The organism is Micromonospora hortensis, assembly GCF_022230935.1.
Classification (GTDB): Bacteria; Actinomycetota; Actinomycetes; order Mycobacteriales; family Micromonosporaceae; genus Micromonospora; species Micromonospora hortensis.
Map to the genome: position 1 here is coordinate 220,094 of NZ_JAKKFE010000071.1, position 21,295 is coordinate 241,388.

14 protein-coding genes and 1 tRNA gene are annotated in these 21,295 nt (G+C 68.1%); 4 read left to right on the forward strand and 11 right to left on the reverse strand.

Annotated features, from left to right (window positions below; translation table 11 throughout):
• Positions 1–78: 78 nt before the first annotated feature.
• From NIE111_RS31720 to NIE111_RS31735, 4 genes are all read right to left on the reverse strand, one after another.
• On the reverse strand, positions 79–2,610 hold the full coding sequence (locus NIE111_RS31720; RefSeq protein ID WP_238687841.1) for a putative bifunctional diguanylate cyclase/phosphodiesterase: 2,532 nt from the start codon (positions 2,608–2,610) through the stop codon (positions 79–81).
• 1,513 nt (positions 2,611–4,123) lie between these two features.
• A complete protein-coding gene (locus NIE111_RS31725) occupies positions 4,124–5,560 on the reverse strand; it encodes a tyrosine-type recombinase/integrase (protein ID WP_238687842.1) in 1,437 nt (478 codons plus the stop codon).
• Complete coding sequence (locus tag NIE111_RS31730; protein ID WP_030329852.1) at positions 5,557–5,742, reverse strand: helix-turn-helix transcriptional regulator; 186 nt, start codon at positions 5,740–5,742, stop codon at positions 5,557–5,559. Before NIE111_RS31730 ends, NIE111_RS31725 begins: the two co-directional genes overlap by 4 nt.
• The gene (locus NIE111_RS31735; protein WP_238687843.1) at positions 5,739–7,493 is read right to left on the reverse strand and encodes a replication initiator; all 1,755 of its coding nucleotides are present in this window, start codon (positions 7,491–7,493) and stop codon (positions 5,739–5,741) included. The genes NIE111_RS31730 and NIE111_RS31735 overlap by 4 nt, the downstream gene beginning before the upstream one ends.
• 696 nt (positions 7,494–8,189) lie before the next feature.
• Here NIE111_RS31735 and NIE111_RS31740 point away from each other — a divergent pair.
• The 3 genes from NIE111_RS31740 to NIE111_RS31750 are packed head-to-tail and all read left to right on the forward strand — an operon-like array spanning position 8,190 to position 13,052.
• Positions 8,190–8,927, forward strand: a complete 738-nt coding sequence (locus NIE111_RS31740; protein WP_238687844.1) for a hypothetical protein — start codon at positions 8,190–8,192, stop codon at positions 8,925–8,927.
• Positions 8,920–10,470: an Eco57I restriction-modification methylase domain-containing protein gene (locus NIE111_RS31745; RefSeq protein ID WP_238687845.1), complete on the forward strand. Its 1,551-nt coding sequence runs from the start codon at positions 8,920–8,922 to the stop codon at positions 10,468–10,470. The genes NIE111_RS31740 and NIE111_RS31745 overlap by 8 nt, the downstream gene beginning before the upstream one ends.
• Positions 10,467–13,052 (forward strand): GIY-YIG nuclease family protein, encoded by a 2,586-nt coding sequence (locus NIE111_RS31750; RefSeq protein WP_238687846.1) that lies wholly within the window; start codon positions 10,467–10,469, stop codon positions 13,050–13,052. The genes NIE111_RS31745 and NIE111_RS31750 overlap by 4 nt, the downstream gene beginning before the upstream one ends.
• Positions 13,053–13,648: 596 nt before the next feature.
• Here NIE111_RS31750 and NIE111_RS31755 read toward each other — a convergent pair.
• Positions 13,649–13,732 (reverse strand) — tRNA-Tyr (locus tag NIE111_RS31755).
• Positions 13,733–13,879: 147 nt separating this feature from the next.
• Between NIE111_RS31755 and NIE111_RS31760 the strand changes: the two genes are divergently transcribed.
• Positions 13,880–14,374, forward strand: coding sequence for a YajQ family cyclic di-GMP-binding protein (locus NIE111_RS31760; RefSeq protein ID WP_124774541.1), 495 nt, complete (start codon positions 13,880–13,882; stop codon positions 14,372–14,374).
• Positions 14,375–14,595: 221 nt separating this feature from the next.
• On the opposite strand, the gene NIE111_RS31765 is transcribed toward NIE111_RS31760, so the two are convergent.
• From NIE111_RS31765 to NIE111_RS31790, 6 genes are all read right to left on the reverse strand, one after another.
• Positions 14,596–14,997, reverse strand: a complete 402-nt coding sequence (locus NIE111_RS31765) for a hypothetical protein (RefSeq protein WP_238687847.1) — start codon at positions 14,995–14,997, stop codon at positions 14,596–14,598.
• 25 nt (positions 14,998–15,022) lie between these two features.
• The gene (locus tag NIE111_RS31770) at positions 15,023–15,553 is read right to left on the reverse strand and encodes a dihydrofolate reductase family protein (RefSeq protein WP_238687848.1); all 531 of its coding nucleotides are present in this window, start codon (positions 15,551–15,553) and stop codon (positions 15,023–15,025) included.
• Positions 15,554–15,703: 150 nt separating this feature from the next.
• On the reverse strand, positions 15,704–16,963 hold the full coding sequence (locus NIE111_RS31775) for an MFS transporter (protein WP_238687849.1): 1,260 nt from the start codon (positions 16,961–16,963) through the stop codon (positions 15,704–15,706).
• 146 nt (positions 16,964–17,109) lie between these two features.
• Positions 17,110–17,985: a zinc metalloprotease HtpX gene (gene htpX, locus NIE111_RS31780; RefSeq protein ID WP_238687850.1), complete on the reverse strand. Its 876-nt coding sequence runs from the start codon at positions 17,983–17,985 to the stop codon at positions 17,110–17,112.
• Positions 17,986–18,100: 115 nt separating this feature from the next.
• The gene (locus NIE111_RS31785) at positions 18,101–19,600 is read right to left on the reverse strand and encodes an NADH-quinone oxidoreductase subunit N (protein ID WP_238687851.1); all 1,500 of its coding nucleotides are present in this window, start codon (positions 19,598–19,600) and stop codon (positions 18,101–18,103) included.
• Between the two features lie 173 nt (positions 19,601–19,773).
• A complete protein-coding gene (locus NIE111_RS31790; protein WP_238687852.1) occupies positions 19,774–21,282 on the reverse strand; it encodes a complex I subunit 4 family protein in 1,509 nt (502 codons plus the stop codon).
• Positions 21,283–21,295 lie beyond the last annotated feature (13 nt).

The window sequence follows — 21,295 nt, forward strand, 5'->3', positions numbered from 1 at the left end:
GTGGGGCGCGCAGGAGTAAGAGTACACGGCCCGAGTCGACAGGTGAAATCGGATCCCCGGTGATCGTCCGCGCCCTGTTCAGGGCACGACACGCAGGCGCGGCAGCTCTCCGTTCGAGGCCGTCTCCGGCTCCACCTGGGCGCCGAACCAGGCGGCCAACCGCTCGTACGGCAGCGGCCGGCTGAACAGGAAGCCCTGCCCGATCTCGCAGCCGATGTCCTGGAGAAGCTCCAGGGTCAGCTCGCTCTCCACCCCCTCGGCCACCACCGCCAGGCCGAACTGCTGGGAGAGGGTGACCACCGCGTTGACGATCGCCAGGTCCCCCGGGTCGGTCGCCATTCCCTGCACGAAGGAGCGGTCCACCTTCACCTCGTGCACCGGCAGCCGGCGCAGGTGCGCCAGGGACGAGTCACCGGTGCCGAAGTCGTCCACCGACAGCCGTACGCCGAGATCCCGCAGCCGTTGCAGGGTGGGGATGGGCCGGTCCGTGCCGTCCAGCACCCCCGACTCGGTGATCTCCAGGGTGAGGCGCTGCGCCGGCACCTTGTACTCGGTCAACAGCTCCTGGACCCGGTCCGGGAAGTGCTGGTCGATGAGCGTACGAGCCGAGAGGTTGACCGCGATGGGCAGCGGCTGGTCGGCCAGCGCCCAGTCCCGGCTGCGTCGAAGGCCCTCCCGGAGCACCACCTCGGTGAGCCGGCTCAACTGGCCGGTGTGCTCGGCCACCGCCACGAAGTCCTCGGGCGCGACAGTGCCGTGCGCCGGGTGTTCCCAGCGGGCCAGACACTCCACACCCACCAGGCGCCGGTCCCGCAGGGTCACCTTGGGCTGGAAGTAGACCTCCAGCTCGTCCTTGTCCAGTGCCTGACGCAGGTCGCCGGCCAGACCCAACCGGCGCAGCGAACGGGACTCCAGCGCGGGATTGAACAGCTGCACGCTGCCCGGCACCGACTTGGCCGCGGTCGCGGCGAGGTCGACCCGGAGCAGCAGGGTCGCCGCGTCGCTGCCGTGATCCGGGTGTACGGCCACCCCGACGGCAGTGTCCACGTCGAGGGTGAGCGCGTCGAAGACCATCTCGTCGCGGATCTGGTCGCGCAGTTGGGCGGCCAACTCGAGCGCGGCCTCAGCGCTCTCCAACCGCAGCGTCACCAGGAACTCGTCCCCGCCGGCACGGCCGACCAGAGCCGACGACGGCGCGCTGGCCCGCAACCGCGTGGCGACCTCGATGAGGACCTTGTCCCCGGCCGCGTGCCCCAGGGACTCGTTCACCTGGCGCAGCCCGTCGACGTCGAAGAGCAGCAGCGCCACCACCTCGCCCGGCGCGCGGATCTTGACCGACTCGTCCAGCGCTCCGGTGATGCGGCGCCGGTTGGGCAGCCCGGTCAACGTGTCGTGGTGCGCATCGTGCCGAAGCCGGTCGACCAGCCGCGAATTCTCGAGCGCCACAGCGGCGTGGGCGGCCACGGTCTGGAAGACCGGGATGTCAGCGGCCGTGAAGTGGCCGACGTCGCTGAGTCGGTTGACCACCTCGAGCGTGCCGATGACCGCTTGGCCCGACCGCAGTGGCACCGCGATGACGTCCTTGACCTTATGACTGTCGAGCGCCAGCCGGACATCCTCGTCATCGTCGAAGGCCCGGCCGGCGGCCACCGTACGACCGGACTCCCGGGCACGCTCGCGCACGATCGGAGGCGTGACCGCGACGTCGAGGAGGCCGCGGTCATCAAGCCTGGCACTCAGCAGCACCTCGAGGTGGCGTCCCTGAGCCGGCAGCCAGAGCGTGGCGTACTCGGCTTGCATGAGGGCCCGGACCCGCTCCAACAACGCGTCTACCAGACCGCCGTCCTGACCGCTCTCGCTGATCGCCCGGGTCAGTTCGTACATGTTGCCGAGGGTGCGGTGCTGCCGAAGGAACTGGGCATACGAGCGATAGACCAGCACGACCGCGACAGCCAACACCGCGATCAGCAACACGGACCACAGGTTGGACTCGATCGCCATCAGGATCACCAGCCCGACGACGCTGTTGATCGCACAGATCAGCTGCGGGGCCGTACCGTTGCGAATCAGCTCCCACCCTGCCTGCCAGCCGTGCAGCAGCGAGACGACAGCACTGATGGCCGCCAACGACGTGAGGCTGTTGACGCTCACCACCGCGAAGAGGACGGCCCATGTCTTCGGGCCCACCTCGTCGCCGACGGGAGGCAGTGCCAGCAGGACGACTCCCGCCAGTGAGGCAGCCACCGCGGCACGGGCGAGGTTGAACCAGACCTTCGGAGCGCTGAGGCGTCGGCGAAGCTGGCCGATCAGAGCGGCCAGGACAGCGATCAGTACGACCGTCAGGGGCGGCAGGTAGAAGAAGGCCAGTAGCAGCGGAATCTCGATGACGATGACTTCGAGCGCCTGCCGACGCACCACAATCTGGAGCACCTGGGTGCTGGCTGCCACCATGACGGCGAAAAGGACCACCGCCCCGAGGAGATTACCCGGGGGTGGTGGCCCGGCCAGCGCGAGGACGAGCGAGCAGATGATGGCCAAGACGGCCAATGGTCCCGTGATCAGCCAGGCCTGCTCGTTGGATCTACGGGCTGGGGGCGAGCCAGGCTTCATTCCGCTCCCTCGCTGGGTGGTGCGGAGCGGCCCCTATCGGGCTACGGCAACGCCCTTGTCAACGGCCGGAGCACCCCACGAGAAGTCAAACTGCTGAAAAGTGGTAGTCGCGCCGAGGAAGGAACCCGCGAACGCGACCACGGCCGCGAACGCGAGGGCGGCGCGAAGGCGGCGAGGCGTCCGACCATACATCAGCGTGCTCCTGTCGGGGGGTCAGAACAAGAATCGGTGCCCCTGATCGTGCCACAGTCGAAACCACCCGCAAAGCCCACGTACGGCGGATCGGCATGGCCGACTGGGCAAAGCCAGGCCGCCATGTAACCACCGCGTAATAAGGGGCAGACAGAGCGTCTACAGAACGCGATGGGCGACTCCCCGTTGGCACATGGTGCGGCTTCCAGCTAAGGCGGCGATTCGGAACTTTGCCCTTGGTGGCCCAGAGGCGACAAATCCCTTGATGCCTGGCCCTTCGGACCTAGGGTCAGGGTCCGTTGGGAGTTGCGAGGTCGAGGCTGGGGCTGTGGCGTCCACCGCGTATGTGCGGCCGTTCACCCTCCACGTGCCACCGAGGGGTCAGAGTAGCTGGACTCTCCCGCCGAGGGGAGTGACACGCAGAGGATTTGCTCGATGCGGTGATCCGGGAACTGGCGGCCGCAGGTCGTGGCGACCGGCGTCGGCGGCGGAGAAGACCGGCCACAATGAGATGGTCGAACGTCTGGTACCGCCCTCCTCGTGGCCGCCTTGACGTTCGCACCAACCGCCGGCGCCGCGTCCGCCGCGCCCGGCCCTTGCCTCTCACCGAGGTGTCCGACATCAACGAGCACGGCCAGATCTCCGGCTGGCTGTACCTGCCACCGGACGGCTTCCACGCCATCCGGTGGCACAGCGGCCGGATCACCGACCTCGGCGCCGGCCCGTTCAACCGCAGCAACACGTACGCCCTCAACGACCGCGGCTGGATAGTGGACTCAGCCGGACTAGGCCGGACAGACGACAACGGCCCCCGATCAGCATCTCTGCTGGTCAGGGGCCGTTGTCTGCACCTGGTGGCGGGTAGAGGATTCGAACCTCTGAAGCTTTCGCGACGGATTTACAGGGCGTCAGCGATCTTGTACCAGTCAGCCGCGCTGAGCTGCCGCTTCTCTGATCCTGGCGGGTGCCGGTTGGGTGACCGCCCACCATCTGCCCACGCCCTCCAGCCGGAGGGAGCCCAACAGGCCACCTCAACGCCGAGCCAGCTTCACGTGATCCTTGTCCGGTCCGTCAGGACAAGCTGGATTTTTTTTAAAAGCTCGCCCGACCCAGCCGACGCTGCTGCCTGTGCGCCCAGTGCCCCGAGCGCCCCAGCCAAGCCAAGCATCCAAACCTGTGCGGGAGCGGGTGCACTTCCTGGCGCAGCGAGCACCATGCACACCGAGGACCCGCCAGCCAGGAGGGCGGACAGTCCCCCGATGGTCAACCTTCGAGAAACGCGCACGTCCCGACTCTGCCATAGCCCGTCCACCCAGCCGGGTCACCCGAGCGCTTCGCCGATCTTGTCGTTCATGGTGTCGTCTCCCCCGTCGATGCAGTTGGCGTAGACGCGGAGCAGGACCGCGACGCCGTGGCCCAGGCGCCGGGCTACCTCAGTCGGCGGGACGCCGGCATTCAGCCAGAGCGAGGCCGCCGCGTGCCGCAGGTCGTAGGGCCGACGTACGAGCGGCGAGGCGACCTGCGATTCGGTCAGCGCCTTCTCGCGGGCGAGCTTCCACCACCGGTCGTAAACCGACTCGGAGAGCGGCCCACCGTGCAGGCCCCGGAAGAACCGACCGTCCGGGCCAACGCCGTGATTCTCGACGTGCGCACAGAGCAGCTCGACGAGCCGAGGCGGGATCGGGACCGTACGAGTCTCGGCCCTCCCCCGGTGCTTGAGTCCGCGTCGCTCGTGGGAGCCGCCGTCATCGGTCCAGTGCGACCCGGCGCGCGGCGAGGTGCCGGCGAGCACCAGGCGGCCCCAGCGATATTCGATCTTCTCGTGCTCGCAGGACCGGGAACTCTTGACCGCCGCCAGGTCGTCGAAGTTGGCCCCGCAGTCGGCGCACCGGCCGGCGAGGTCGCAGTCCTCCCGCCGCAGATCGGCCGCCTCAGAGGGGCGCATGCCCGCGTAGTACAGGCAGCCGAAGAAAGCGGTGACCTTGTCAGCTCGTTTGCCGAGAGATTTCACCGCCTCCAGCAGCGTGGCGACCTGGGCCGGGTTCGCCACCACCCGCCGGTCGATCGACTGCGCCACCTCGGGGGCGGTCCACTGGACCCGGTCGACCGGATTGGAAGCGATCAGCTCCAGCTCGACGGCGTACCCGAGGACGTTGTAGAAGGTGGCCCGCTTCCGCTGGACGGTGGAGGCAGCCGCGGGCTTGCCGTCGAGGCGTACGCAGAGGCTGTCGAGGACGCGGCGGACCATCGCGGGCGAGTCCAGCTCGACGACCGGCAGGGACGCGGTTTCCAGCCAGGCGAGCGCCGCCGCGTGGTCGGCGGGGATCTCCTCGGGCCAGCGGCGTGGGTTGAGGCCGTAGAGGTACAGCGCCTCGCGGAGCAGGGCGTCAGTCGGTCGGCCCCGCTTCGCCGGGCGGGTCAGGGTCACCGTGATCGAGGTCAGCGCTTCGACGATCGAGCGTCGAGTCTTGGCCGCCGCCCGGGGCCATTTCATCTCGACGTACGCGCGGCTGTGCGCGTACCAGGTGGTGGGGTTCTTGGTTCTGGCCTCGGAGACCGGGCGGCCGGTGGTCGGGTCGAAGGGCTCCCCCGCGTTGGCCGCCTGGACCAGCTCGGCGCGGAACGAGTGCGCCAGGGCTTTGGTACGGAACATGTCCTCGAAGCGTTGGCCGCTTACCGCCCAGCGGACCCGCCACGGTCGAGCCTTCCGGTCGGCGCGCTTGGCGATCTCCCAGATCTGGACCTCGTAGCTCTTCATGCGGCGTCCTGCTCAAGGTCGCCGAGCCACCGGCCGAGCGCCGACCGGCGGACCCGCAGCTGCCCGTTCGGGAGCTTGATCACCCGTGGTCCCTTGCCGGTCTGGCGCCAGTAGAACCAGGTCGAGCGCGGGACGCGCAGCTCGGCGAGCACTTCCGGCACGGTCAACAACTCCTCGTTCACTGCGTTTCCTCCCCGTCGTGCTGTGCGCTGTGCTGAGGTGCCGAGAGATCTGAGGACCCCTGCGCGGCTCGGTCCTTGGCGGCGAGCAGTTCGGATCGCCAGCGGGCGCGTTCGCTGATCGACCGCATGAGTCGGTGGGTCATCGGGCCGACGTCGGGGTCGTCGGGTCGGGCGAGTTCCCAGGCGTGCCGGACCCGTTCGGTGGTGTCGCCCTGGTCGTCGACGAGCTGGGTGCCGTCGGTGGTGACGCCGAGCAGTGCCCGGACCCAGGCCCGAGCGTCGTGCTTGTGGTCGGCGAGGGTCTTGCCGGACCAGTCGCGGGAGATGAGGATGCGCCGGCCACCGATGCCGAGGGTGTCGCGCTGGTGGACCTTGCCCTTGCAGCGGCCGGGCTTGAGCTTGGCGTGTGCCTTCTTCGGCTGGACGCCGTAGAGCAGCCAGTTGGCGCACCGGTCGGTGCAGGGGGTGAGCTGGAGTTGCTGCCAGAGCCGGTCGAGGTGCTTGCGTTGCCGGTCGGTGGTCGCCTTGTGGCAGTCGCCGGTGTGCTTGGTGATGTATTTCGTGACGTACCGGATGGTCCGTTCGGCGTCCTCGGTGCCGGGCATGACGCCGCGGGCGTCGACCTGGGCGCCGAAGCGCACGACGTGCACCGGATCCGCGTCCGGGTCGTCGTCGATGGCGTCGAGGGCTTCCGTCCAGGTGGTCAGTGGCTCGCGGGTGTCCGGGTCGACCCATGCCGCTGCCTGCTCGTCCCAGATCGGGAGTCGGTCGAGGGTGTAGCGCTGGACGTCGACCGAGGGCCACCACACCTGGTGGTAGGTCGCCGCCGCCACGGTACGGAGCACGTCGCGAGGGATGGTGCCTCGGATAGCGAAGTGGGCGTGCGGGGCGAGTCGGCGTTGCGGCTCGACGCAGCCGGCGTACTGGACGTTCCAGCCCTCGCACCGCCGGAGGTTCTGCCAGAACCGGTCGAGCAGTCGGGGGAAGTGCACGGCGTCCCAGGCTGCGCGGCGGTAGTCGTACCGGTTTGGGTTGACCGGTGTGCCGTCGGGGCGGACCGGGCCGTACGAGTCGAGGGTGAGGGTGAGCCACATCGACGGTTGGTAGGTGGAGCCGTCCGGGGCGATGTAGGTCTTGCCGACGGTGCGACGCTCGACCTTGCGCCGAGGCAGTTCGGGGGCGTCCTGGCGCCGCTTGGTGGAGCGCTTGCGCCGTGGCCCGGGCTCGTCGTCCTGGTCCTCGTCGTCGGTAGCGTGCGGTGGTCCGACGCGCCCGCGTAGGCCCTCAGCGGCGATGGCTTCCTCTACCTCGCGGATTGCCTCGTCGAGGTCGGTCACCTGGTCCCACTGGGCGGCGCGTACTGCCTCGTCGCGGGAGAACTCCAGGTGTGCGCGGAACAGGACAAGGGACTTCTGCGCCTCGGTTGCGGGTTCCGGGCCGGGTAGTGGTTCGTCGTCGCGGTGCCAGCCCTCGCGGATCTGGGCTTGCCGTAGCCGGCGGTTTTTCTTGGCGCACGGCGGGCACTTGTCCTCGCGGGTCGCGCCGCAGGGCAGGTCGATGACTTCGGTCAGGCCGGTGTCGAGGTCGGTGCGCCGCATGGCGAGCGGGCGGACGCACACGCCGTACTCGATGGCGATGTCCTTGAGCACGTCGATCGAACGGGGCAGCGCCATGCGGGCCGCCCGCGACCCCGGGCGAGGAGCAACCGGGGTCGGGGCGGGTTCGAGACCGGGCAGGGTCGGAGCCGTCATCGGATGATCCCGATGAAGCCGTCGTTGCGGTCGTCAGAACCTACAGATTGCCTCGGCCGAGCCAGTAGAACCGTTCGCAGCTTCTATACGTCCTCAAGGTGGCACGCAACGGGCCGCGGGCGCCGCCGTCTGGGCGTGCGCCGGATGCCCGGCGGCTGGCGCGGGGAGCGGGCGCCGGGAGGGACCGCCGCAGAAGGACAGATCGTTGACCGGTGAACGGTGAGCCGACGGCCCGCCTGTGCGCGCAGCCACAAGTTCGCGGCGCAGGGAAGCGCACGCCGGCCGCGTCGGCGACCGGGCGACGGTCCCAGGGATGCGGTTAGGTCGCCGCCGGCGGGGCGCTCTGGCTCGGGGATGTTCAAGATCCGTCGGCGCGTTACATTCCGTGGGTGGTCAAGCGAGGCCATCCGCTCACCATTGCCCCGGAGAAGCCGAGCAGACCGCCGCCCGACCCGCCAGCGTCGGTACGAGCCGTCAAGGTCCGCATGACATGGCAGGCCGGGCGGCGGCCCGCTTCCAAGAGGGCGGGCCGATGACGGCGGGATGGAACTACGGCTCTCAAACGGCAACTGAAGGCGTCGGGTTAGCGGTCTGTCGCAACGGTGGTCCGGTCGTCGGGTGTCTCTGCGCGGGGTCGTGACTGGTGGCAGGGCCTCAATTAGGGTGCCCGTAGAGATTCGCGGAGAAGGGACCCTAGTGAGTCAGGGCATCAAAATCGGGGACCACCGACTGCCAACCGACGGTCAGGGCAAGATTCGGGCCGACGATGTCTGGCACCCCAGGATGCAGATCCGCTCGCGCCAGCGGGTCCGCGATCTCGCCGAGGTCTACACGCACGACCGCGAGGTCAACGCGATGCTCGATCTGGTGGCCGACATGTTCCCCAGCGCCGACGACCCGGAAAACATCGACCGGACCTTCTTGGAACCAGCCTGCGGCCACGGCAACTTCCTGGTCGAGGTCCTCCGACGCAAACTCGCGCATGTCACTACCGACCGCTACGGAACGGAGGAGGACTTCGAGTACCGAATTCTGCGGTGCTTCACTTCGACTTACGGCATCGACATCTTCGAGGCCAACGTGGTCGAAGCGCGCGATCGGATGCGCGGAGTCCTGGAAAACCACCTCGCCGGTCAGCCCGTCAGCATCGAACTCCTCGCAGCGGTGGACGCCGTGCTTGACACGAACATTCAGTGCGCAGACACCTTGGCCGATGCCCAAAAGATTCAACTAGTCGAGTACCAGCCTGTCGGCGACGGTTGCTTCCTGCGGGAGTGGTCGCTGCTGCAGGAGAACGGCCAGCTGGATTTGTTTTCAGAAGCGTCTATAGAGCCCGTTCGGGACGCCCTCCCAATCAACTACACCGAGCTGGCAAAACACCCCGGGCCGCTCCACCGAGGGTCCGACAGCGAGCAGGGGAGCCACGATGCGTAAAGCGAGCACCGAACGGCACATCCCTGACATCCTGGACTGCCTCGCACAGCTGTCGAATAACGAAGTCCCTACACCACCCAGACTGGCCCGGGCCACGCTCGACATCCTCCCCGCCGAGGTGTGGGGCAAGCCCGACTATGTGTGGCTGGACCCGGTGTGCAAGTCCGGGATCTTCCTGCGCGAGATCGCCGTTCGTCTCCTCGAAGGCCTGTCGGATCAGATCCCCAACTTCGACATGCGCCGCGAACACATCTATCGAGAGATGCTATGGGGCACCGCCACCACCGAAATGACCGGGATGATCTCGCGTCGCTCGCTCTACTACTCACGCGACGCCTCGGGCGCAGCGTCGGTAATCAGATTTGGCAGCGCTGATGGGAATTTGCCCTTTATCCGGAGCAACCACACCCGCCCGAAACAAAAAAACAGAACGGCCGATGGGAGCTGCAGCATCTGCGGCGCACCGCTTGAACTTGAACGCGGCGAGGGCCGCGAAAACTACGCTTACTCCTTCATCCACGGGACGTATCCGACCGAGGAGATGAGAAGAATGAAGTTCGATGTAATTGTTGGAAACCCGCCATATCAGATTGGGACAGAGGGTAGCAACCGAGACCGGCCTCTCTACCAATATTTTGTTGACCAGGCCATCGCCCTGAACCCACGCTACATCGCAATGATTACACCCTCGCGGTGGTTCGCAGGAGGTCTGGGCCTCGCAGAGTTCCGCAACGATCGCCTGAATGACCGTCGGATGCGCATGCTCGTCGACTACCCACGACTCTACGACGCTTTCCCGGGGGTCAAGATCCGCGGTGGCGTCTCGTACTTCCTCTGGGAACGGGAGTACAACGGCCCCTGCCGGGTGCAGACCATGTGGAATGGAAACCCCATCGGCGAGCCGGTTGAGCGCTGCCTAAACGAATGGGATGTGCTGGTACGCCGCAACGAGGCGGTCGGCATCCTGCGGAAGGTACAGGGCGCGGGCGGGGCGAGCCTCGCTTCGAAGGTTTCCTCACGTCTCCCATTCGGGTTTCAGACCAACGTGCATGGGGCGTCAACGCCAACCGGCCTCAAGAATCCCGTCGAGTTCTACGGCAGCAGGCGGCAGTCGTGGATGGCTCGCAGCGATATCAAGGTGAACGCCACCGCGGTGCCCATGCACAAGGTACTAATGCATCGGGCATATGGCGAGGACGGCGAGCCGCCGTACAAGGTCACCGCCTACCCCACCCTGGTAGGCCCACAAACAGCATGCTCGGGTACCTACCTGGTCGTCGGAGCCTTCCCTACTGCGGGAGAGGCCGGAAACCTGGATGCGTACCTACGGACCCGCTTCGTCCGGTTCCTCGTCCAACTCCGAATGAACACCCAGGACATCAAGAGTGACACCTTCACTTTCGTCCCCGACCTTCCGATGGACCGGAGGTGGACCGACGCTGACCTATACGAGCGCTTCGGCCTGACCGAAGAAGAGATCGCCTTTATCGAGTCGCAAGTCAAGGAAATGCCCGCACATGACCCGGTCGAGCCACTGGCATGACGCTTCGCATCTACGCATACACGCATAATGGCAAGGACTCAGAAACCTGGGAGCGCACCGTCGGCCAGACCCGCACCACCGGGACCGGACTCATCAAGGTTGGGCAGACCACCAGTCGGACCGCCAGAGAGCGGATCAAACAACAGCTCGGAACGGCCTACCCGAACCTCGACGGCGTGACAATCCTCCTCGACGAGAAAGCGGCCCGCGACGACGGCAGCGCGTTTACCGACCACCATGTCCACGCCGCTCTTGTTACGGCAGGGATCAAGCGCCCCGGTGGCGAGTGGTTCGAAGCAACCCTCGACGAGGTTAAGGCCGCCATTCATTCGGTGCGCACCGGCTCCAACTTCGACGCCACCCGTACCGCAAAGTTTGCGATGCGCCCTGAGCAGCAGGAAGCGGTTGACGTTACCGCGGCGTACTTCCGCAAGAGCCGCGGCGATCGTCCCCCCAAGTTCCTCTGGAACGCCAAGATGCGCTTCGGTAAGACCTTCACGGCCTACCATCTGACCCGGGAGATGAGCTGGACGCGGCTGCTAGTCCTCACATATAAGCCTGCTGTACAGGCAGCCTGGCGAGATGACCTGCTGAGCCACGTCGATTTTGCAGGCTGGCACTTCGTTGACCGTGACACCCCGATCGAGCATGCCGACCAACTGCTCGACGGCGCTGCTCCTGTTGTCCGGTTCGCATCCTTCCAGGACCTCAACGGCAAGTCGCCAGACGGCCAAGTCAAGGCTCACAACGAGTCGATCCACCTAACCGACTGGGACTGCATCGTCATTGACGAGTACCACTTCGGCGCCTGGCGGGACAGCGCTCGATCCCTGTACGACCCCAGCGACTCAGCACTGGCCGATTTTGAAGAGCCGGACGAATGGGTCACCGAGGACGACCTCGGCCTCAACTCGCGGCACTACCTTTATTTGTCCGGTACACCCTTTCGGGCAATTACCAATGGTGAGTTCACCGAGGACCAAGTCTTCAACTGGACCTACGTCCACGAGCAGCGCGCGAAGGCCAATTGGGATCCCGCCGGCGGGGAAAACCCGTACCTCGAACTGCCGGCTATGGAGATGTACGCCTACAAGATCGCGCCCGAAGCCGCCGAGTACGCCGAGGACGGCGAGTTCTCTTCATTCAACCTGTCGGAGTATTTCAAAGCCCATAAGGTCGACAAGTCCAGCCGTTGGACGGGGGCCGGCGCCTACGTATTCGAGGATCGCCAGCGGGTCCGGGAGTTTCTGGAGATGCTGCGAGGCAAGCTCACCGACCAGATGAAGGTGCAGGTCCTCGCAGGCCAGAAGCCGCCGTTCCCGTACGAGTACCCCGATTTCGCCCCAGCGGTCAGGCACTCGGTTTGGTATATGGCCGATGTTGCCTCCTGCTTCGCAATGCGCGACATGCTCGACGAGCATCCGTACTTCTCTGGGTACGAGGTGGTCGTCGCAGCGGGCAACGGCACCGGCCAGGGTGCAGCAGCTAAGCCGCCAGTCGAGGCTGCCATCGGCACAGCCACGAAGAAGAACAAGTCTGGGTCAATCACGCTGTCCTGTGGCAAGCTCATGACCGGGGTAACCGTCCGCGAATGGGGCGCAATCCTCATGCTACGTACCCTGAATGCCGCCGAGTCCTACTTCCAGGCTGCATTCCGTGTGCAGTCGCCCTGGGCGCACCGGGATGCCGAGGATAACCTCACGATCCACAAGCCCACCTGCTACGTGTTCGAGTTCGACCCCAACCGCGCGCTGGCACTCGTCGCCGACTACGGCACCCGCCTAGGGCGCGACGATGGGGTGACACCCCGCGAATCCATCGGCGAACTTCTGAGTTATCTCCCGATCTTCGCGTTCTCCGGCGGCGAGATGCACCGCCTCGACACTACCGAAGTCCTCGACTGGGCAACGGTTGGGATCGGCGCCACGGCACTTGCCGCCAGATGGAACTCGCCGCTTCTGGTTGAGGTCAACGAGCACACCATTTCCGCTGTACTCGCCGACCATGAGTTGATGGAGGCGCTCGATCAAGTCGAAGACTTCCGCGCCCTGATCAATCTCGGGGACCAGGTCGTAACCTCGACCAAAATGCTCAAGAAGGCCAAGCGCGAACAGGGCGGCCAACTCGACCCGGCGCAGCGCGAACAGCAGAAGGAGACAGCTCGGCTCCGCAAGGAGATCAGGGAGAAGTTGCAGAAATTCCTTGCAAAGATCCCAGTTTTTATGTACGTCACCGATTTCCGCGAGGAGGCGCTGAGGCATGTTATCGAGTCGCTTGACTCGGCGCTCTTCGAGAAGGTGACCGGGCTCACGATAGACGACTTCAAGAAGTTGAACCGGCTGAGGCTCTTCAATGAAGAGAACCTAAACGCGGCGATCTTTCAGTTCCGCATGTTCGAACAAGACAGTCTCCATTACGCCGATAGAGACCGGGAGGTACAACCCGAGGGCGACGTCGGGTTGTGGGACAGGACCATTAGCGGCGGCGAGTTTTCCGACGCTGTGCCGGGTCATCAGCGTGGGGCAAATCGCGAACTCAGCGCTTTTGAAGGCCGAACGACGGAGTTGCTCGTACCAGAGTAAGCACAGCATCAGCGCTAGCCAGAGGGGTTTAGTGTTGAACGGCTGGCGGCACAAGCCGTGGTTATCCGGGACCATAGGCGGTTATTATTGCCGATTTCCTCTATTCCGGATCAAGGCGCCGCGCTCCGCGCGCCGCGGGCGGTGAGCCGGCCGGCGGCAAGCCGCCCCGGCCGCCTGCGGCGCCGGGGCGGAGAGCCACCGACTGCCGCCGGGCCGCCGCCCCGATCGCTGATCCAGCCGCACGACCACGGCCAGGCGATACGGAAGCCGGCAGGTCGTCCTGATCGAGAGCCAGGGCTTCCGACTGCCGCGCCAGTCCAACCCCAGGACTGGCTTGCCCCCGGCCTACCCACAGCAGCCCGATAGGCCCAACAGCAGGCTCTCAGGCGCGTCGCTGCGGGCACGACCCACGCCGGCCCAAGCATGTCCCGGAGCGGGAGCATTCGCAGCCTCAGAAGAGCCCTCAGCGGCAAGACCGACCTGCCCACCATCTGCCCACAACCAGTCATCAACGGCTGGACCTAGCCGGACTCGCCCGGACAAACGACAACAGCCCCCGATCAGCATCTCTGCTGGTCAGGGGCCGTTTCTGCACCTGGTGGCGGGTAGAGGATTCGAACCTCTGAAGCTTTCGCGACGGATTTACAGTCCGCTCCCATTGGCCGCTCGGGCAACCCGCCAGGGCACCCCACCGCGTCGTAACGCGGCGGCGGAAGCAAGGATAGCGGCTCCCCCCGGCACCTACGCAACCGGGTACGGTCAGGGGGTCGTGCCGCTGGTCGGCGGCCGACGGCAGGCCCAGACCGCCGGACAGCAGGAGCAGAAACATGGCAGCGAACCCGTCGTTCGACATCGTGAGCAAGGTTGACCGTCAGGAGGTCGACAACGCCCTTCGGCAGGCGGAGAAGGAGCTTGCGACGCGGTTCGACTTCCGCGGCACCGGCGCTGAGATCTCCTGGTCTGGCGAGGAGGCGATCGGCCTTCAGGCGGAGACCGAGGAGCGCGTCCGCGCCGCACTGGACGTGTTCAAGGAGAAGCTCGTCAAGCGGAACATCTCGCTGAAGTCGCTGGATGCTGGGGAGCCGCGCCCGTCGGGCAAGATCTTCAAGATCGACTGCAAGGTGATCCAGGGCATCGAGACGGACAAGGCCAAGGCGATCAGCAAGAAGATCCGCGACGAGGGCCCGAAGGGCGTGCAGGCGCAGATCCAGGGCGACCAGCTGCGGGTCACCGGCAAGAAGAGGGACGATCTCCAGGCGGTCATCTCGCTGCTCAAGGGCGAGGACTTCGGCGTCGCCCTCCAGTTCAACAACTACAGGTAGGGCAGAGCCGACCGGCTGGGCGATCGGGCCGACGACCTTCGGCCAGCTGAGCAGCCGTCGTTCGTCACTCTCGGCGGACTTCGGCAGCCCTCTCGGACCCACCCGAGCCGGCCTCGATCCACCCAACCGGGGACGCCAACCGCCGAGCCGGCGTCAAGCCCACTGAAGCTGAGGAAGTCACCCGCCCGAGTCGGCGTCGACCCACCCAGGTCGGCGTCGACTCACCGCGCCGGTCGGGCTGATTCCGCACGGAGTCCCTCGACCACGAGTGCGTGGACAGAGCGCAGCACGGCCGCCTCCTGTTCGTGGCCCACGCCGCTGGCGACAGCGGCCCAGTGCGCGGCGCACTGGGCAGCCAACCCCCATTGTCTGCGCGACAGCTTGATGGCGACTTCCTCGTCGTCGGTCGGCCAGTTACCGGAGCCGGCGACGCCGGGGGTCCAGTGCGCGATCTGGTCCCATCCTGCTTCGCGGATGCCTGACCCTGTCTGCACGACCTGGTGAGGATCGTCGCTCTCTGCCGCAATGCTGACCGCGCTGTCGACCGCGCCATCCAGGTGGCGCCACTGCCAGGTGGTCATGCGCAGGCTGAAGGCTCGCTCCGGGTCGTCGACGTGTTCCATGTGGCTCACCCCATCGGTACGCGGCTCAGTAGACGACGCGGTACCAGTGCTGCTCGGTCTCGCCGGGCAGCGACTCCAACCGCACTTTGGTGCCGCCGGGGTGGTCGAACATCCGCACCCCGTCGCCGAGCAGTACCGGGGCGAAGAACATGAGGACCTCGTCGAGCAGCCCGGCCTCGACGCACTGCTTGGCGACGTTGGCACCGAGGATGTTGACGTACCTGTCCCCGGCGGCGTCCTTGGCCTGGGCGACGGCGGTGTGCAGGTCACCGACGAACGTGACGTCCGCGGGTGGCTCGGCCGGTGGCCGGTGGGTGAGGACGAACACCGGCCCGTGGTACTGGCCGCCGAACGCGCCTTCGCTGTCGGTGCCACGGTTGGGGTCGTCGCCGCCGAATGTGCCGTTGCCGGCCAGGATCGCGCCGACGCTGTTGAGTAGGCGCTCCGCCGTCGGGTTTTCGCCGCCCAGGTGATCGGTCAGCCACGACATGTCGCCGCCGGGGCCGGCGATGTAGCCGTCGAGTGACGCCGTCGCCGAATATAGAACCTTAGCCATGAAGCCAGGGTAGGCGGACGGAACCCGGGTTCCTGGAAGTCGGGGTGTCCGGCGCGCAGGGAAACCCCGACTTCCAGGAACCCGAGTGGACCAAGCCGACACCACGCCGCGCGGACCAAGCCCGCAGCGAAACAGCCAGAAGACAGCAGGTCAGACGGAGACGGGCTGTTCGGCGCGTACCGCAGTGGTTTCCGCGCGGGCGATGGGCCCGGCGGGTAGCGCGGCGACAGCGGCCCCGACGGCGACCGCCGCCCCGGCGAACAGGAACGCCCAGCGGACGCCGCCGGCGTGGTCCACGATCACGCCGGCAACCGAGCCGCCGGCGGCGCTCGCCGCCACCGCGACGGTGACCACCCAGGTGTACGCCTCGTTCAACATGCCGGTGGGGGCGATCCGGCCGACCAGTGTGTTCTCCAGGGTCAGCGCGGGCGCGATGGTGGCCCCGCCGGCGACCAGTGCGACACCCAGCGCGAGCGGGGTGGGCATCACCGCGAATACGGCGAAGGTGGCGGCCAGCGCGGCGAGCAGCAGGGCGAACTGCCTGGTCATGTTCGGTGCTGGCTTGCGGACGCCGAACCAGAGCCCACCGATGGCACTGCCGACGCCCCAGACCGCGAGCAGGACGCCGGCAAGGCTCTCCGGGTCGCCGGTGGAGTGGTCACTCGCGAAGGCCGGCACGGTCACACCGGCAGCCCCGAACGCGATGCCCAGGCCGGCGACGCAGATCAGCAGGGCCGGGAAGCCGGGGACCCGTAGCGGGCCGAGCCCGCGGGCGTGGTGTTCCCGCGGGTGCGGACGCCAGCCGCGCATGACCCGGCCGAGGGCCACGGCGGTGGTGCCGACCAGGGTGACCACTGCCGCGCCGATCAGCGCGGCCGCCGCGTCGGCGACGAGGACGAAGCCGGCGACGAGCAGCGGGCCGAGGACGAAGACGATTTCGAACAGCGTGGTCTCGGCGGCCAGCGCGGTGTTGCGGAGGTGGTATCGGCCGGAGTTGGGGCCGGTCAGGTCGTTCCAGGCGCCTCGGATGGCGGCGGTGAGCGGCGGGTAGGTGGCGCCGGCCACGCCTGCGGCGAGGTAGATGACGGGGAGCGCGTCGTCGCCGGAGCGGCTGGCCAGCAGCAGCCCGATGAGTGCCAGCGGGTGGGCCACGGCGGTGAGCAGCAGGACGGGGCTGGGGCCGACCCGGTCGGCGATCCGTCCGGCCACCGGGCTGAGCGCGGCGCCGGCGAGGGCGTAGATGCCGCCGGCGATGGCGGCCAGCGAGTAGCGCCCGGTCACCTGCTCGACGACCAGGAGCAGCGCCAGCGGGGTCATGCCGATTCCGAGCCGCCCGATGATGCCGGTGATCAGCAGCATGGGCGCGCCGGGGATCCGCCAGACACCCAGGTACTGACGCAGCGCGGTCACCGTGAACCTCCCGAGGATGTAATGAGCGTGAGCCGTTACGACCCTAACGCCGCTGCCTGACCGGAGGACAGCGGAATTGTCTCCGACACAGCGATCCGCCCGTACCCGGCGTGGCCGGGTACGGGCGGAGGCGGTGGATCAGCGGGTCAGCGCTGGAACTGCACCGGCCCCGAGTTGCGGGCCATCTGCTCCAGCCGGGCGACGCGGTCCTCCATCTTGGGGTGGGTGGAGAAGAGCGCCGCCATGCCGCCGCCCCGGAACGGGTTGGCGATCATGAGGTGGGCGGTGCTGGTGAGCTGACCCTGGGCCGGCAACGGCCGGCGTCGGGCCACCGCGTCGATCTTGCGCAGCGCGCTGGCCAGGGCCAGCGGGTCGCGGCTCAACTCGGCGCCGGAGGCGTCCGCCTGGAACTCGCGGCTCCGGCTGATCGCCAACTGGATCACCGTGGCCGCGATCGGGCCCAGGATCAGGGTGAGCAGCAGCACAGCCGGGTTGGGTCGGTCCTCGTCGTCCCCGCCGCCCAGCGGGATGAAGAAGGCGAGGTTCGCCAGCAGGGTGATGATACTGGCCAGGCCGGCCGCCACGCTGGAGATCAGGATGTCCCGGTTGTAGACGTGGGACAGCTCGTGCCCGATCACGCCGCGCAGCTCACGGTAGTCGAGGATCTCGGTGATGCCCTGGGTCACGCAGACGGCCGCGTGCTGCGGGTTGCGACCGGTCGCGAACGCGTTGGGCTGCGCGGTGGGGCTGACGTAGAGCCGCGGCATCGGCTGCCGGGCGTCGGTGGCCAGCTCCCGGACCATCCGGTACAGCTCGGGGAACTGCGCCTCGGTGACCGGTTGCGCCCCCATCGAGCGCAGTGCGAGCTTGTCGGAGTAGAAGTAGGTGACGCCGTTCATGACCAGAGACACGAGGACGGCGATGACCAGGCCGCCGCTGCCGCCGAACCAGTAGCCCACCGCCAGGATCAGGGCACTGAGCAGGCCGAGCAGCGCTGCGGTCTTCAGACGGTTGTGGTGCACGATGTCTCCTTCGGTGCACGGATCGCCGGGATCCGCTGACCGGTGTAACAACCCGGTACCCGCCAACCATCCGTCTCAACGCTGAGAGTTGACTGAGACCGGGGCCTCGGGTGGGTCAGCGGCCGGCCAGGTCGAGCACCAGCTGCGGGGCGACGCCGAGCACCACGGCGGCCACCGTCGCCACCGCCAGCACCACAGCCACCACACCCACCACGGGTACGCCCGACGCTCCGCCACCGGCGAGCGCCGCTGCCGGGCCGGGCGTCGTGGTCGGCGCCCAGAGCGCGGCGGTAACCCGCAGGTAGTAGGCGAGCCCGATCACGGCGTTCAGCGCCACCACCAGCGCCAGCCAGGCCGCGCCGCCGTCCAGCAGTGCCCGGACCACAGTCACCTTCGCGAACAGGCCGGCCAGCCCCGGCGGCAGGCCAGCCAGACCCACCAGCGCGAGACCGAACGCCCCAGCTCGCCACGGGTGCCGCCGGGCTGCGCCGCGCAGGTCGTCCAGCGTGCCGCCGTCCGCACCCGCCGGCCGCAGCGCTGTCACTCCGGCGAACGCGGCCAGCTCCAACACCACGAAGAAGACGGCGTACGCCACGGCGGCCGCGTACGCGGCGGACCGTGCCTCGTCCGTGCGCCCGGCGGCCAGCGCCAACGCTCCCAACGGGGCGAGGATGTACCCGGCCTGCGCGACTGACGACCAGGCGAGCAGTCGGACGGTCCGCCGCTGACGCAGGGCGACCAGATTGCCGACGGTCATGGTGAGCACGGCGAGCAGGGCGAGCACCGGACCGGTCTGGTCCGCCGGCAGCGCCCGTTGCACCACGGCCAGCAGGGCGACCAGGCCGCCCAGCTTCGACGCTGTGGACAGGTACGCGGCCACCGGCAGCGGCGCGCCGTCGTAGGTGGCCGGCGCCCAGGCGTGGAACGGCACCGCCGCCACCTTGAAGGCCAGGCCGACCAGCAGCACCGCAACGGCGGCGGTGGTCAACGGCAGGTCCCGCAACTCTGGCTGCTCGGCGAGCAACGCGCCGAGCCGGTCCAGGTGCAGCCCACCGGTCACCGCGTACAGCAGCGCCGCGCCGAGCAGGGTCAACGTGGTCGCCACCACGCTGACCACGAAGAAGGTCACCGCCGCCTCGGCGCTCGCGAGGCTCCCCCGGCGCAGGCCGACCAGCACGTACAGCGGCAGGGTCAGCGTCTCCAGGGCGACGATCAGCGTGATCAGGTCGCCGGCCGCGCCAAGCACCACGCCACCGGTCATCGAGCAGGCCAACAGGAACGCGTACTCCCCGACCGGTGACCGCCCGGCCCGCAGGGCGGGCACCGACAGCCCGAGCACGCCGAGGGTAAGCAGCGCGACCACCACGGCGACCAGTGCCGCCCGACCACCGAAGATCCAGGAGCAGTCGGCGCCCACGCAGAACGTCCGCCGCTCGGCACCCGCCCCGACCAGCGCGGAGCCGACGGCGGTCCCGAGCGCGCCGAGCGCGGCCACCGCGATGGTGGCCCGTGGCCGGGCCACGAGCAGATCGGTGATGAGCACGAGCACGGCCGTGCCGGCGGCCAGGTAGGCCGGCAGCAGCGCGACGCTGTCCACGCTCTGCACGACGTTCATCTGGACCTGCCTTCGTTCGCGACTGCGGGGCTCCGCTTCGCTGCACTCCTCGCGCTCACCAGAACCCGCCTTCGTTCGCGACTGCGGGGCTCCGCTTCGCTGCACTCCTCGCGCTCACCAGAACCCGCCTTCGTTCGCGACTGCGGGGCTCCGCTTCGCTGCACTTTTCGCGCTCACCGGGAAACCACACCGATCAGGGCGTCGACGGGGGCCTCGGCGACGCCGAGGACCAGCGTCGGCGCCAGCCCGATGGCCAACGCGAGCAGCACCAGCGGCACCCAGGCGATCAATTCCGCACCGGCCAGGCCGGGACCGACCTGACCGACGGCGGGGCTCGGCCGGTTGTGGGTGACCTGGCGCAGCAACCGCAGGAAGTACGCGGCGGTGAGCGCCCCACCGATCGCCGCCAACACCCCGAGAGTGGTCCAGAGCGGGCCGCCCACCTGCACGGCGGCGATCACCGCGAACGCCTCGCCCCAGAAACCGGCCAGCCCGGGCAGGCCCAGTGACGCGATCGCCGCGAACGCGAGCAGACCCGCCAACCGGGGCGAGGTCTCCCGCAGCCCGGACAGCTCGGCGAGGGTGCCCGTGCCGGTACGGTCTTTCACCGCTCCGGCCAGGAAGAACAGCAGGCCGGTGATCACCCCGTGCGCGACGTTGCCGATCAACGCCGCCTGGATGCCGGTGGCGGTCAGCGTGGCGACGCCCAGCAGCACGAAGCCCATGTGCCCCACGCTGGAGTACGCGATGAGCCGCTTCACGTCCGACTGGGCCAGGCAGACCAGCGAACCGATCAGGATCGCGGCGACGGCGAGCACGCCGAGCACCGGCGCCGCCCAACGGGCACCCTCCGGCGCCACCCCCACCGCCACCCTGATCAGGCCGTAGGTGCCCATCTTGAGCAGCACACCGGCCAACACGACACTGCCCACTGTGGGTGCCTGGGTGTGCGCGTCGGGCAGCCAGGAGTGCAACGGCCACAGCGGGCTCTTCACCGCGAACGCCAACGCGAGCAGTGTGAACGCGGCCAACTGGGTGCCCCGGGACATCCCCGCGCCACCGGTCAGCGTCACCAGGTCGGCGGTGCCGGCGGCGGCGACCACGACGTACACGCCGACCAGCAGCAACACCGAGCCGAACAGCGTGTAGAGCGCGAACTTCCGGGCGGCCCGACGCCGGTCCGTGCCGCCCCAGCCGGCGATGATCGCGTACATCGGCAGCAGGACGACCTCGAAGAAGAGGAAGAACAACACCAGGTCCAGGGCGAGGAAGGTGCCCAGGATGCCCACCTCGACCACCAACAGCAGCGCGACGAGCGCCCGGCCGCTGCCGCCGTCCGGCACCCGCCACATCGTGTACGCGCAGCAGAGCAACGTGAGCAGCGCGGTCAACACCACAAGCGGCCAGGAGATGCCGTCGACGCCGAGGTGGAAGCGCAACTCCAGACCGGGCACCCAGGGCAGGTCCAGTTGGTGCCACGGGCGCACCGCCGGCGCGTCCGCCGACCAGGCGACCCAACCTCGACCGCCGAACACCAGCGGCACCGCTGCCAACAGGGTCAACGCCGCCGCGACAGTACCGACCAGCCGGGCCGCCCGGTCCCGGGGCGTCGCCGCCACCGCTACCGCACCCAGCGCCGGCACCGCCAGCACGGCGACCAGCAACCCCTGCCCAAGCGTCACTGGACCGCCTCTG

What these genes read in the sequence shown, in the direction of transcription:
- NIE111_RS31725 (WP_238687842.1), bottom strand. Translation starts at nt 5,560, where the DNA reads ATGAAGAGCTACGAGGTCCAGATCTGGGAGATCGCCAAGCGCGCCGAC.
- NIE111_RS31760 (WP_124774541.1), top strand. Translation starts at nt 13,880, where the DNA reads ATGGCAGCGAACCCGTCGTTCGACATCGTGAGCAAGGTTGACCGTCAG.
- NIE111_RS31765 (WP_238687847.1), bottom strand. Translation starts at nt 14,997, where the DNA reads ATGGAACACGTCGACGACCCGGAGCGAGCCTTCAGCCTGCGCATGACC.
- NIE111_RS31720 (WP_238687841.1), bottom strand. Translation starts at nt 2,610, where the DNA reads ATGAAGCCTGGCTCGCCCCCAGCCCGTAGATCCAACGAGCAGGCCTGG.
- NIE111_RS31770 (WP_238687848.1), bottom strand. Translation starts at nt 15,553, where the DNA reads ATGGCTAAGGTTCTATATTCGGCGACGGCGTCACTCGACGGCTACATC.
- NIE111_RS31745 (WP_238687845.1), top strand. Translation starts at nt 8,920, where the DNA reads ATGCGTAAAGCGAGCACCGAACGGCACATCCCTGACATCCTGGACTGC.
- NIE111_RS31785 (WP_238687851.1), bottom strand. Translation starts at nt 19,600, where the DNA reads ATGAACGTCGTGCAGAGCGTGGACAGCGTCGCGCTGCTGCCGGCCTAC.
- NIE111_RS31750 (WP_238687846.1), top strand. Translation starts at nt 10,467, where the DNA reads ATGACGCTTCGCATCTACGCATACACGCATAATGGCAAGGACTCAGAA.
- NIE111_RS31735 (WP_238687843.1), bottom strand. Translation starts at nt 7,493, where the DNA reads ATGACGGCTCCGACCCTGCCCGGTCTCGAACCCGCCCCGACCCCGGTT.